Annotated in this window: 11 protein-coding genes; 4 read left to right on the top strand and 7 right to left on the bottom strand. The window is 55.6% G+C overall.

Going from position 1 to position 12,214, the window contains the following annotated elements; translation table 11 throughout:
• Positions 1–42: 42 nt before the first annotated feature.
• The 3 genes from gudD to VIJ98_RS15790 are packed head-to-tail and all read right to left on the bottom strand — an operon-like array spanning position 43 to position 4,087.
• Positions 43–1,374, bottom strand: a complete 1,332-nt coding sequence (gene gudD / locus VIJ98_RS15780; RefSeq protein WP_008101394.1) for a glucarate dehydratase — start codon at positions 1,372–1,374, stop codon at positions 43–45.
• 16 nt (positions 1,375–1,390) lie between these two features.
• Positions 1,391–2,731: an enolase C-terminal domain-like protein gene (locus VIJ98_RS15785; RefSeq protein ID WP_323274932.1), complete on the bottom strand. Its 1,341-nt coding sequence runs from the start codon at positions 2,729–2,731 to the stop codon at positions 1,391–1,393.
• A 9-nt stretch (positions 2,732–2,740) separates the two neighbouring features.
• Positions 2,741–4,087 carry an MFS transporter gene (locus tag VIJ98_RS15790; protein WP_323274934.1) on the bottom strand — a complete coding sequence of 449 codons (1,347 nt, stop codon included), beginning with the start codon at positions 4,085–4,087 and terminating at the stop codon, positions 2,741–2,743.
• A 509-nt stretch (positions 4,088–4,596) separates the two neighbouring features.
• Between VIJ98_RS15790 and garD the strand changes: the two genes are divergently transcribed.
• Entirely contained in the window at positions 4,597–6,156 is a 1,560-nt protein-coding gene (gene garD / locus VIJ98_RS15795) for a galactarate dehydratase (protein WP_154155418.1), read from the top strand.
• 70 nt (positions 6,157–6,226) lie between these two features.
• Here the strand turns inward: garD and VIJ98_RS15800 are convergent, their stop codons facing one another.
• From VIJ98_RS15800 to syd, 4 genes are all read right to left on the bottom strand, one after another.
• The gene (locus VIJ98_RS15800; RefSeq protein WP_008101384.1) at positions 6,227–6,673 is read right to left on the bottom strand and encodes a flavodoxin; all 447 of its coding nucleotides are present in this window, start codon (positions 6,671–6,673) and stop codon (positions 6,227–6,229) included.
• 12 nt (positions 6,674–6,685) lie between these two features.
• On the bottom strand, positions 6,686–7,465 hold the full coding sequence (gene truC / locus VIJ98_RS15805; protein WP_154155416.1) for a tRNA pseudouridine(65) synthase TruC: 780 nt from the start codon (positions 7,463–7,465) through the stop codon (positions 6,686–6,688).
• A complete protein-coding gene (locus VIJ98_RS15810) occupies positions 7,465–7,791 on the bottom strand; it encodes a YqcC family protein (protein WP_154155414.1) in 327 nt (108 codons plus the stop codon). The genes truC and VIJ98_RS15810 overlap by 1 nt, the downstream gene beginning before the upstream one ends.
• A gap of 590 nt (positions 7,792–8,381) precedes the next feature.
• Positions 8,382–8,930, bottom strand: coding sequence for a SecY-interacting protein (gene syd, locus VIJ98_RS15815; protein ID WP_154155412.1), 549 nt, complete (start codon positions 8,928–8,930; stop codon positions 8,382–8,384).
• Positions 8,931–8,992: 62 nt separating this feature from the next.
• On the opposite strand from syd, the gene queF reads away from it, so the two are divergent.
• The 3 genes from queF to xni all read left to right on the top strand — a co-directional run bounded on the left by queF (position 8,993) and on the right by xni (position 12,182).
• Entirely contained in the window at positions 8,993–9,838 is an 846-nt protein-coding gene (queF, locus tag VIJ98_RS15820) for an NADPH-dependent 7-cyano-7-deazaguanine reductase QueF (protein ID WP_154155410.1), read from the top strand.
• A 182-nt stretch (positions 9,839–10,020) separates the two neighbouring features.
• Entirely contained in the window at positions 10,021–11,385 is a 1,365-nt protein-coding gene (ppnN, locus tag VIJ98_RS15825) for a nucleotide 5'-monophosphate nucleosidase PpnN (protein WP_008101375.1), read from the top strand.
• Positions 11,386–11,423: 38 nt separating this feature from the next.
• A complete protein-coding gene (xni, locus tag VIJ98_RS15830; RefSeq protein ID WP_154155409.1) occupies positions 11,424–12,182 on the top strand; it encodes a flap endonuclease Xni in 759 nt (252 codons plus the stop codon).
• The last annotated feature ends 32 nt before the right edge of the window (positions 12,183–12,214 follow it).

Genomic DNA, 12,214 nt, shown 5'->3' on the forward strand with positions numbered 1-12,214 from the left:
CCTGTCGGTTACAGCAGGCTCCCGCGCGGGAAGCCGGAAAAGTTAGCGCACCAGGCACGGACGCTTGTTATCAAAGGTCCAGTTCGGTACGAGGAACTGCATGGCTTGCGCATCATCGCGCGCACCCAAACCGTGTTTCTGATACAGCGCGTTGGCCTGCATCACCTGATCCATATCCAGCTCGACGCCGAGGCCCGGTTTTTGCGGCACCTGCACCATGCCGCCTTTAATCTGGAACGGCTCTTTGGTCAGGCGCTGGTTGCCTTCCTGCCAAATCCAGTGGGTATCGATGGCAGTAATCGCGCCCGGTGCGGCGGCGGCAACGTGGGTGAACATCGCCAGCGAGATGTCGAAGTGGTTGTTAGAGTGCGATCCCCACGTCAGGCCGAAGTCGTGGCACATCTGCGCCACGCGTACCGAACCCTGCATCGTCCAGAAGTGCGGGTCGGCCAGCGGGATATCAACCGATTGCAGCGACAGCGTGTGGCCCATCTGACGCCAGTCGGTGGCGATCATGTTGGTGGCGGTCGGCATGCCGGTGGCGCGGCGGAACTCCGCCATCACTTCGCGACCGGAATAGCCTTGCTCAGCACCGCACGGATCTTCCGCATAGGCCAGCACGCCTTTCAGCTGCTTACCGAGCAGAATCGCTTCGTTCAGCGACCATGCGCCGTTAGGATCGAGCGTCACACGCGCCTGAGGGAAACGCTTCGCCAGCGCCGTTACCGCTTCGGCTTCTTCGCCACCACGCAGCACGCCGCCTTTCAGTTTGAAATCGTTAAAGCCATATTTTTCATACGCCGCTTCCGCCAGGCGCACCACCGTATCCGGCGTCAGCGCTTCTTCGTGGCGCAGACGATACCAATCGCATTTGTCGTTTTCCTGGCTCTGATAAGGCAGCGAGGTTTTCTTGCGGTCGCCGACATAGAACAGGTAGCCAAGCATTTCCACGCGGTCACGTTGCTGACCATCGCCGAGCAGCGAGGCGACGTTCACGCCCAGGTGCTGGCCCAGCAGATCGAGCAGCGCCGCTTCAATGCCGGTCACCACGTGAATGGTGGTACGCAAATCAAAGGTTTGGTTGCCGCGCCCGCTGGAATCGCGGTCGGCAAAGGTGCTGCGCACCAAGTTGAGGATGTTTTTGTATTCGCCAACAGTTTTCTGCACCACCAGCGCCGCTGCATCCTCCAGCGTCTGACGAATCTTTTCGCCGCCCGGAATCTCACCCACGCCGGTATGTCCAGCATTGTCTTTAATAATGACGATATTGCGGGTGAAAAACGGTGAATGCGCGCCGCTCAGGTTGAGCAACATGCTGTCGTAACCGGCCACCGGAATGACCTGCAGCGATGTAATTTTCGGTGTCTGACTCATTTCCTGCTCCTTAGACTTAGCCGCGACCCAATGCTGGGCGCTTGCGGTCGAATGACCAATTGGGAACCAGATACTGCATAGCGGTGGCGTCATTACGTACGCCCGCCGGCAGCGATTTGTACAAAGCGTTGGCCTGATGCAGACGATCCCAATCCAGCTCGACGCCGAGGCCCGGCTTATCCGGCACGGCGATCTTGCCGTTGCGGATCTGCAGTGGCTCTTTGGTCAGGCGCTGATCGCCCTCCTGCCAAATCCAGTGCGTATCAATGGCGGTCGGTTTGCCCGGCGCAGCCGCGCCAACGTGGGTGAACATCGCCAGCGAAATATCGAAGTGGTTATTGGAGTGACAACCCCAGGTTAATCCCCAGTCGTCGCACAGCTGCGCCACGCGCACCGCGCCGCTCAGCGTCCAGAAGTGCGGATCGGCCAGTGGAATATCGACGGAATTGAGCATCACCGCGTGGTTCATTTCGCGCCAGTTGGTGGCAATCATGTTGGTGGCGACCGGCAAGCCCGTCGCACGGCGGAATTCGGCCATCACTTCGCGACCGGAATAGCCCTGCTCGGCACCGCACGGATCTTCGGCGTAGGTCAGCACATCGCCCATGCCTTTACACAAGCGAATGGCTTCATCGAGCGTCCAGGCACCGTTGGGATCGACAGTGATGCGCGCATCGGGGAAGCGTTTTTTCAGCGCCGCCGCCGATTCAATTTCCTGCTCGCCCGGCAGTACGCCGCCTTTGAGTTTGAAATCTTTGAAGCCGTATTTGTCCTGCGCCGCTTCCGCCAGCCGCACCACAGATTCCGGCGTTAGCGCCTCCTGATGGCGCAAGTGATACCAATCGTGGCTGGCATTTTCGCCGGTCAAATAGGGCAAATCGGTTTTGCGACGATCGCCGAGATAAAACAGATAACCCAGCACCGTGACTTCATCGCGCTGCTGGCCTGGACCGAGCAGTTCCGCCACCGGCACGCCGAGGCATTGGCCTAGCAGATCGAGCAGCGCGGCTTCCAGCGCGGCCACCGCATTGACGCGCAGCTCGAAGGTCCACGCGCCTTTGCCGAAGGTATCGAAATCCGCCGACTGATTGCCTTTGTGCACCTGCTGCACCAGACGATTCATGCGCGCAACCTGCTGGCCTTTCACCTGCGGAATCGCCTCAACCAGCGTTTGGTAGATGGTTTCACCGCCCGGCGCTTCACCGACGCCGGTATGTCCGGCGCTGTCAGTCAGCACCACGATATTGCGGGTGAAGCAGGCGCTATGCGCGCCACCAATGTTGAGCAGCATGCTGTCGTAACCGGCAACCGGGATCACCTGCATGTCGGTGATGACCGGCGTACTTTGCGTAGTCATATTCCGTCCTTATGGCCTGGTTTTCAGTTCGACGCGTTTGATATCGCCGGCAATCACCAGGAAGCTAAATGCGGCGACAAAGGCATGGATACCGACATAAATCAGCGCGCCTTCGAAGGAACCGCTGGTGGCGATGATGTAACCGATAGCGATTGGCGTGACGATGCCGGAGAAGTTACCGAACATGTTGAACAGACCGCCGCTCAAACCGCTGATCTCTTTCGGTGCAGTATCTGCCATCACCGCCCAACCCAGCGCGCCAATGCCTTTGCCGAAGAACGCCAGCGCCATGAAGAACACCACCACCCATTCGGTTTCGGTGTAGTTACACATCACCATCGAAATGGAAAGCAGCATGCCAAGCACAATCGGCGTTTTACGCGCGATATTCAGCGAACCGGTTTTACGCATCAGGTAATCAGAAATCACCCCGCCCAATACGCCGCCAAGGAAGCCGCACACCGCTGGAATCGAGGCAATAAAGCCCGCCTTCAGAATCGACATACCGCGCGCCTGCACCAGATAAACCGGGAACCAGGTAATAAAGAAGTAGGTTAAGGCGTTGACGCAGTATTGGCCGAGATAGATGCCCAGCATCATGCGGGAGGTCAGCAGCTGTTTGATCTGGAACCATTTCTCGTTCCAGCTCACTTTGCGATCATCCTTTTTGACGTCCATGTTGATCAGCGCGCCGCCCTGCTCCATGTACTCCAGCTCGGCTTTGTTAACGCCCGGATGATCGGTGGGATCGTGGATCACTTTCAGCCAGATGAAGCTGAGGATGATGCCCAATCCGCCCATGAACCAGAACACGTGCGCCCAGCCCACTTCTGACACCAGCCAACCCATGATCGGCGCGAAGATCACCGTGGCGAAGTATTGCGCCGAGTTAAAGATTGCTACTGCGGTGCCGCGCTCCTGCGCCGGGAACCAGGCAGCAACGATGCGGCTGTTGCCGGGGAAGGATGGCGCTTCCGCCAGGCCGACAAGGAAGCGCAACAGGAAGAGCGAAATGATAATGCCAAAGCCGCTGAACAGATCGACGAAGCCCTGCAGCAAGGTGAACAGCGACCAGAGGAAGATGCTCCAGAAGTAGACGCGTTTTGAGCCGAAGCGGTCGAGCAGCCAGCCGCCCGGAATCTGCCCAATAACGTACGCCCACGAGAAGGCGGAGAAGATGTAGCCCAGGCCGACCGAATCAAGGCCGATATCTTTGGACATCGCCGAACCGGCAATTGAAATGGTTGCGCGGTCACCGTAGTTGAACGAGGTGACGATAAATAACATCACCACAATCCAGTAACGGGCATTGGTGCGCTTTTGCACCGCTTCCGCTGTCTGGCTGAAACTATTCATGATGCACTCCTGAAATATAGCGAACGCTACATCCACTCTGACTGCATACACATCGCGTTGGGTATCAGAATGATGTTGGGTTAAACACGGCGATTTTTATATTTGGCAATACGATGATGCGTCGTGACGAATAACCTAACGTTGAAGAACGAGAATCAGTATAGGAACAGCCTGGAGGCGAAACACTGGAAGAACGCATGAGGATTAAGGGCGAATGAGAATGATTTTATGGCATCTGCACATAACGCTGCGGCGTGGCTCACGGAACGCTTTTTTCCACCGCGATTTTGCCTGGTAAACGTACAGGCCAATAGCAGTTTGTGAGTCCCTTCACTTGCGTTTGGATAAACGAACCAAAATCCTCTGATAAATCTCCTTAAAGCCAGTCAGTTGCACAATGCATACGGCAAATACCCCTGCATATACTGAGGCTGGCAAAAAACGATGACGTGATGGACGTATTTTAAACCGCGCTGCTAAGTACAGTGCGACGAACTGGAAGGTGAGCAATGAACCGTCCTCTGACAGAAAAACCGCTCTATATCAAAGTGCACGATGCCGATAACGTGGCGATCGTGGTCAACAATCAGGGATTGCCGTCCGGCACCCGTTTCGACGACGGACTGCAACTGACGGAGCATGTGCCGCAGGGACATAAAGTCGCGTTGAGTGACATCCCGCAAGCGGGCGCGATCCTGCGCTACGGTGAAGTGATTGGCTACGCGCTGCGTCCGATCCCACAAGGTAGTTGGATTGAAGAATCTTTGGTTGCGCTGCCCGAAGCGCCACCACTCAACAGTTTGCCGCTGGCAAACAATGTGCCGCCCGCGCTGCCGCCGCTGGAAGGTTATACCTTCGAAGGCTATCGCAACGCAGACGGCAGCGTGGGTACGCGTAACCTGCTCGGTATCACCACCAGCGTCCACTGCGTGGCAGGCGTGGTGGATTATGTGGTGCAAATCATTGAGCGTGATTTGCTGCCGCGCTATCCCCATGTCGATGGCGTGGTGGCGCTGAATCATCTGTATGGCTGCGGAGTGGCAATCAATGCGCCCGCCGCGGTGGTGCCGATTCGCACCATTCATAACCTGGCACTGAATCCCAATTTCGGTGGCGAAGTGATGATCGTCAGCCTCGGCTGCGAGAAATTACAGCCGGAACGTCTGCTGACCGGCACACCGGACGTGCAGGCAATTTCGCTGGATGATAACGACATTGTGCGTTTGCAAGATGAGCGGCTGGTCGGTTTTGGTGCGATGGTGGATGAAATCCTGCAGGTCGCCGAACGTCATCTGAAAAAGCTCAATCAACGCCAACGTGAAACCTGTCCAGCATCAGAGCTGGTGATCGGCACGCAATGCGGCGGCAGCGATGCTTTCTCGGGCGTAACGGCGAACCCCGCCGTGGGATTTGCTTCCGACTTGCTGGTGCGCTGCGGTGCAACGGTGATGTTCTCGGAAGTGACTGAAGTGCGTGATGCTATTCATCTGCTGACGCCGCGCGTGGTGGATGAAGCAGTCGGCAAACGGCTGCTGGAAGAGATGGCGTGGTATGACGATTATCTCAGCCAGGGCCAAACCGATCGCAGCGCCAATCCCTCGCCGGGCAATAAAAAAGGCGGGCTGGCGAATGTGGTGGAGAAAGCGCTGGGCTCGATTGCCAAGTCAGGTCGCAGCCCAATTGTTGAAGTGTTATCGCCAGGCCAGCGCCCTACCAAACGCGGGCTAATTTATGCAGCAACACCAGCCAGCGATTTCGTCTGTGGCACGCAGCAGATGGCATCGGGCATTACCTTGCAGGTGTTCACCACCGGGCGCGGCACGCCTTACGGTTTAGCCGCCATTCCGGTGATTAAGATGGCAACGCGCAATGCACTGGCCGAACGCTGGCATGATTTGATGGATATCAATGCCGGAACCATTGCGACGGGCGAAGAGAGTATTGAACAGGTCGGTTGGCGACTGTTTGAGTTGATTCTGGATATTGCCAGCGGGCGCAAACAGACGTGGTCGGATCGTTGGGGGATTCGTAATCAGCTGGCGGTATTTAATCCGGCGCCGGTGACGTGATGACCAGGTTGGCATGAATGCCAACCCTACAACGCTTCTGGAGGGTCGCCACTCATGGCGACCTCACCCATTACAGCAACTTACCCCAGCTCTCAACCCAAGGTGACGTCACTGATTCTGGCTCCGGATCTTCCGTCGCATCCACCAGCAGCACCTCGCCGATACGCTGTGCGCTCTGCTCCTGCAAGGTGGCATCGAAGGTTTTACCGGCACCGCAGAAATTGTCATAGCTGCTATCACCCAAGCCAATCACGCCGTAACGCAATTCGGGTTGATAACCCAGCTCATCACGCACCTTAACATACAGGCGGGCAATGTTATCCGGGAAGTCGCCCTGGCCAGTGGTTGAGGTGACAATCAGCACCACCTCTTTGCTGTATGCCTGCCAATCCGCCATCGACGGATCTTCAAACACCTTCACCTCGTGGCCCTGCTCTTCCAGCACCGTCTGTGCTTCTTCAGCCACCAGCAGCGCATTGCCGTAAACCGTACCTGTAAAAATGCCAATCTTTGCCATCTTGCCGCTCCTTTATTCTGTTGGCTTATCCTGGACTGCATCAATGGCAAACTCAACCCTGGGAACATCAGGGATCTGATCCTGCCAGCCAAATTGCTCAAGCATCTGCTGCCAGACGCGATCCAACCCGGCGCGAATCACTAAGGGCTCGCCGGTGACGGGATGGGTAAAGCTAAGTGCGCTGGCGTGCAGCATCAGGCGATTAAGGCCAAAGTGTGCCGCCGCACCACGATTCTGGCGCAAATCACCGTGCGCGCTGTCGCCAATAATCGGATGACGCAGATGCACCATGTGGCGGCGCAGTTGATGTTTACGGCCGGTGTGCGGAGCCATCTCCACCAGCGTATAGCGCGCGGTGTTATAACGGCTGATAGCGACCGGCATCTCAACGTGTGCCAGCGCCTGGTAATCCGTTACTGCCGGTTGGGCAACAGGCTCCTGAGTGGCGAATTTATCGGCAATCTTATCCAGCTCTTCCACCAGCGGATAATCCAGCGTCGCGCCGCCTTCCAGCCAGCCGCGCAGCACCGCATGATAGGTTTTCTGCATCTGATGCTGTTCAAACTGCTGCGCCAGTAAATGGGCGACTTCACTCGATAAGGCCATCAGCAACACGCCAGACGTTGGGCGATCGAGGCGGTGCACGGTGAAGACATGCTGACCAATCTGATCGCGCACCGTTTGCATCACCACCACTTTTTCGTTGCGATCAAGCCAGCTGCGATGCACCAGCCAACCGGCTGGCTTATTCACGGCGACCAGCCACTCATCTTGATAAAGGATTTCGAGCATCAGGCGGAAGGTTCCTGGAACAGCGCATCAAACTTATTGAGCGTCAGCAATAATGCCGCATAGCCCGCGGTTTCGGCTGGCAATGCGACTTCATAATAAGGTGTGATAGCGAAATTCTGCGGTAACGGCGCGCCACTTTCGAGCAGCGCATAAAAGCGCGGTATCAATACCCATTGCAGCCATTGCAGCGGCTCCATGGTATCGAGACAGAAAGGTTCGGTACTGCTGAAGGCGCTCGCCTCGGGGGATTGTGACTGCCAATGGCCGTGTTCGCGCATCACCGCTTCGACCTGCTGCAGGCGCTGAAAAATCATTTGCGACGACATGCGCCACCTCCAGAGAAAAATTGGGCGGCAAGCATACCATCAGTCACGCCCGGCGCAAAAATGGCATAAAAAAAGGGAGCACTGTGATTACAGTGCTCCCGGTTTTCGTTTGCAGCATTCCAGCTACTGCTGTGCTCCCTGCTCATCCATGACAACTTTTCCTGCGCTTTCCGTCGCTTGTCATCATGACATTGGTCCTTAGCATCCTGGCCCGCCACATTCCGCGTGGCTCTCATTCTCCGTCCTGGAGGTGTCCCTGACTCAATCCTGAGTGTCCTGCTTCATCCTGAAGCCTTCCTTGTGCCGTAAACTCCGTTACGTTCCTGCCTCATGGCTGACATTCTCCTGAACGTCTCTTAATCCCCAGCATCCTGCCAGTGGTGACTATTCTCCCAGAAACCATCGCAATAACAAGCCAGTAAGAAGCGTTAATGGATTAAGCCCTGTCTTAATTTTCAGATTGATGCCATAAGTTCATGATTCACAATATTTTTACATTTAGGGCTTCCAGAAGTCTGCACGATGATCTAGCGATCTCTCACACGAGACGTGAGAGATCTCTCACAAAGCGCAGCCTGAAAATCTGCAAATCACTGAGTAACCGGTTGTAAAGCATTAAGAAATGTCTTAACGGATGGCGCCAACACTTCACGCTTTTTAGTGCCAGGCTCCTCCAGAATGACCTCACCGGTAAGATTGCACAGCGCAATCACATCATTCTCTGAATCGGTGGTGGCAATAAACAAAGTTGGTGCCTGTCTTAAGCGACGCTTCATAACCAGATGACCGATCAGGTTCTCTTGCAGGCGGGTGAAATCCGCTTCACTCCATACCTGCAGCAGGGTAATTGGTCGCTGCTCTAAGGTTGCCGTCATATCGCCGGCAAATTGCGTGGTGTAAAACGCACTGATTTCCGGTTGCAGTTGCAGATCCACTGCACGCTCTACCGCTTCAAGCGTGGCCGGTAACGTAAACGGCTGCGGCTGCCACAACACGCGGTCATCCAGCGTGCTGATGATGCAGTCGGAGGGAACGCCAAGCAGATCGGCGCTGGCGGGAAAATGTCCGGTTTGTTGCTGCCAATGTTCAACGTAGCGGGCGGTAAACTCACGCAGAGCATCTACGGTTTGCTGCATCATTCATATTCTCGCAGGTGTTAGGTTACACTTAACCACTTTGATGAAATTTGGTGGTAACCGTTATGTCTTCTGAAAACCGGGATCAGGCATTAAGCGGCCTGACCTTAGGTAAGCCCACGGCTTATGTCGATCGTTACGATAACACGCTGTTGCAATCCGTGCCGCGCAGCCTGAACCGTGAGCCGCTTGGGCTGTATCCCGATAATCTGCCTTTTACTGGCGCAGATATCTGGACGCTATACGAACTCTCCTGGCTCAACAGTAAAGGCGTTCCGCAGGTGGCGGTGGGCGAAGTAGTGCTGCGCGCCGATAGCCAAAACCTGATCGAGTCGAAGAGTTTCAAGCTCTATCTTAACAGCTTTAATCAGACAGTTTTCGCCGACTGGGGCGAAGTGCGCCAGACGCTAGAGCGCGATCTCAGCGCCTGCGCGAAGGGTCAGGTCAGCGTGGCCCTGTTTCGTCTCAGCGAAGTGGAAGGCCAGCCGATCGGCCACTTCACTGGCGAAGTGATTGATGAGCAGGATATCGAAATCCACGATTACGCCTTCAACGCAGATTATCTGGTGCAGGCTGCAGGCCGCGAGGTGGTTGAAGAAACGCTGGTTAGCCATCTGCTGAAATCAAACTGTTTAATCACCAATCAGCCCGATTGGGGATCCGTAATGATTCGCTACAAAGGCCCGCGTATCGATCGTGAAGCGCTGCTGCGATATCTCATCTCATTCCGTCAGCACAATGAGTTTCATGAGCAGTGTGTTGAACGCATTTTCAACGATGTTCAGCGCTTTTGTCAGCCAGAAGCATTAACCGTTTATGCACGTTACACGCGGCGCGGCGGTCTGGATATTAATCCGTGGCGCAGTAACGTGCCCTTCTCTCCCGGTTTTTCCCGCCTGGTTCGCCAGTAGCAGATTGCGAGACGCCTCGCAGGCCGCTGCACGGATGCGCGGTTCCTCTTGAGCATTCACGGCGGACAACGTTACTCTGTTGAAGGCGCGATTGAAGCATGCGCGACCAGGGATTTTCGTCGCTGCGTTAATAAGGTAAGCGCAGCGTCATCAGCCACGCATTTGCGTGTAAAGGAGTTCTCTTGATTACACATATCAGCCCGCTTGGCTCGATGGATCTGCTCTCCCAGCTTGAAGTCGACATGCTGAAGCGCACTGCCAGCAGCGACCTTTATCAGCTGTTTCGTAACTGCTCACTTGCGGTACTCAACTCGGGTAGCCAAACCGACAGCAGCCAGGAATTACTTTCCCGTTTCGAAAACTTTGATATCAACGTGTTGCGCCGTGAACGCGGTGTGAAACTTGAACTCATCAACCCGCCGGAAGAGGCGTTTGTTGATGGCCGTATTATTCGTTCGCTGCAGGCGAACCTGTTTGCCGTGCTGCGCGATATTCTGTTTGTGAACGGTCAACTGGCGGCGACCGAACGCTGCCAGAATGATGAACCGGAAGACTCTGCGCATATCACCAATCAGGTGTTTTCTATTCTGCGTAACGCGCGTGCGCTGCATATTGGTGAATACCCGAATACCGTGGTGTGTTGGGGCGGTCACTCGATCAATGCGGTGGAATACCAATATTGCCGCAACGTCGGCACGCAAATGGGCCTGCGCGAACTCAACATCTGTACCGGTTGCGGGCCTGGCGTGATGGAAGCCCCGATGAAAGGTGCCGCCGTTGGCCATGCGCAGCAGCGCTATCATGACAGCCGTTTTATAGGCCTGACCGAACCCTCAATCATTGCCGCAGAGCCACCGAATCCGCTGGTCAATGAGCTGATCATCATGCCGGATATCGAAAAACGTCTCGAAGCCTTTGTGCGTATCGCTCACGGCATTGTGATCTTCCCAGGCGGCGTGGGCACGGCAGAAGAGCTGCTCTATCTGTTGGGTATTTTGATGAATCCACATAACAGCGATCAGGTACTTCCGCTGATTCTGACCGGACCCAAAGAGAGCGCCGACTACTTCCGCGTGCTGGATGATTTCATCGTCAACACGCTGGGCGAAGCCGCACGCAAGCACTACAAAATCATCATTGATGATGCCGCTGAAGTGGCGCGTCTGATGAAGAAAGCCATGCCGCAGGTGAAAGAATATCGTCGCGAAACTGGCGATGCCTACAGCTTCAACTGGTCGATTCGTATCGCCCCCGAATTGCAGGTGCCCTTCCTGCCGACGCACGAGAATATGGCAAACCTGAAGCTGTTTCCGGATCAACCTGCCGAGCTGTTAGCAGCCGATCTGCGTCGCGCTTTCTCCGGCATTGTCGCGGGTAACGTTAAAGAGATCGGGATTCGTGAAATTCGCGAGAAAGGTCCATACAAGCTGCACGGCGATGCCAATCTCATGCACCGCATGGATGAGCTGTTGCAAGGCTTTGTCGCACAGCAGCGCATGAAGCTGCCGGGCAGCGCCTACACGCCTTGCTACGAAATCATCAAATAACCCACCAGGAAGGCAGCCTGCGGGCTGCCGCTATCGCTATGTCGTTTCATCTTCTTATCATTGATGCACTCAATCTGATTCGTCGTCTGCACGCCGTTCAGGGATCGCCGTGCCGCGAAAGCTGCGTTGCTGCTTTGCATCAGTTATTAGGACATACCCAGCCCACGCATGTGGTGGCGGTGTTTGATAGCCATGAGCGTCAGCCTGGCTGGCGCCATCAACTTTTGCCGGATTACAAAGCGGGTCGCCCGCCAATGCCGGAAGATTTGCATCTGGAGATGCCCGCGCTGCAGGACGCCTTCCGCGCCGCTGGCGTCAGCTGTTGGGTGGCCGATTTAGACGAAGCCGACGATCTCGCCGCCACGCTGGCGGTGAAAATGGCTGACGCCGGTCATCAGGCAACGATTGTTTCTACCGATAAAGGCTATTGCCAGCTGCTGGCTCCCAACATTCGCATTCGCGATTATTTCCAGAAGCGCTGGCTGGATGTGCCTTTTATCGAGCAAGAGTTTGGTGTCTCACCCGCGCAGCTGCCCGATTACTGGGGATTGTGCGGTATCAGCAGCAGTAAAATTCCTGGCGTGCCCGGCATTGGCCCAAAAAGTGCCCGCGAGCTGTTGATGCAGTTTGGTTCGCTGGATGCGATCTATCAGCAATGGGATCAGGTACCTAGCAAGTGGCAGGGGAAATTGCAGGAACAGCGGGAAATGGCGGAAATTTGTCGGAAAGTTTCAACGTTAAAGCGGGATTTAATGTTACAAGGCAATCTCAACACCCTGAGATATAAAGCGAAATAGCGGTCACCATAAACGGCGACCCTACGAACCGT

Origin of the sequence: Pantoea sp. S18 (genome assembly GCF_045689705.1) — a bacterium.
Lineage (GTDB): Bacteria > Pseudomonadota > Gammaproteobacteria > Enterobacterales > Enterobacteriaceae > Pantoea > Pantoea symbiotica.

Excerpts from the sequence above, each read along its gene's own strand:
- gudD (WP_008101394.1), bottom strand. The coding sequence starts at position 1,374 with ATGAGTCAGACACCGAAAATTACATCGCTGCAGGTCATTCCGGTGGCC.
- VIJ98_RS15785 (WP_323274932.1), bottom strand. The coding sequence starts at position 2,731 with ATGACTACGCAAAGTACGCCGGTCATCACCGACATGCAGGTGATCCCG.
- VIJ98_RS15790 (WP_323274934.1), bottom strand. The coding sequence starts at position 4,087 with ATGAATAGTTTCAGCCAGACAGCGGAAGCGGTGCAAAAGCGCACCAAT.
- garD (WP_154155418.1), top strand. The coding sequence starts at position 4,597 with ATGAACCGTCCTCTGACAGAAAAACCGCTCTATATCAAAGTGCACGAT.
- VIJ98_RS15800 (WP_008101384.1), bottom strand. The coding sequence starts at position 6,673 with ATGGCAAAGATTGGCATTTTTACAGGTACGGTTTACGGCAATGCGCTG.
- truC (WP_154155416.1), bottom strand. The coding sequence starts at position 7,465 with ATGCTCGAAATCCTTTATCAAGATGAGTGGCTGGTCGCCGTGAATAAG.
- VIJ98_RS15810 (WP_154155414.1), bottom strand. The coding sequence starts at position 7,791 with ATGTCGTCGCAAATGATTTTTCAGCGCCTGCAGCAGGTCGAAGCGGTG.
- syd (WP_154155412.1), bottom strand. The coding sequence starts at position 8,930 with ATGATGCAGCAAACCGTAGATGCTCTGCGTGAGTTTACCGCCCGCTAC.
- queF (WP_154155410.1), top strand. The coding sequence starts at position 8,993 with ATGTCTTCTGAAAACCGGGATCAGGCATTAAGCGGCCTGACCTTAGGT.
- xni (WP_154155409.1), top strand. The coding sequence starts at position 11,424 with ATGTCGTTTCATCTTCTTATCATTGATGCACTCAATCTGATTCGTCGT.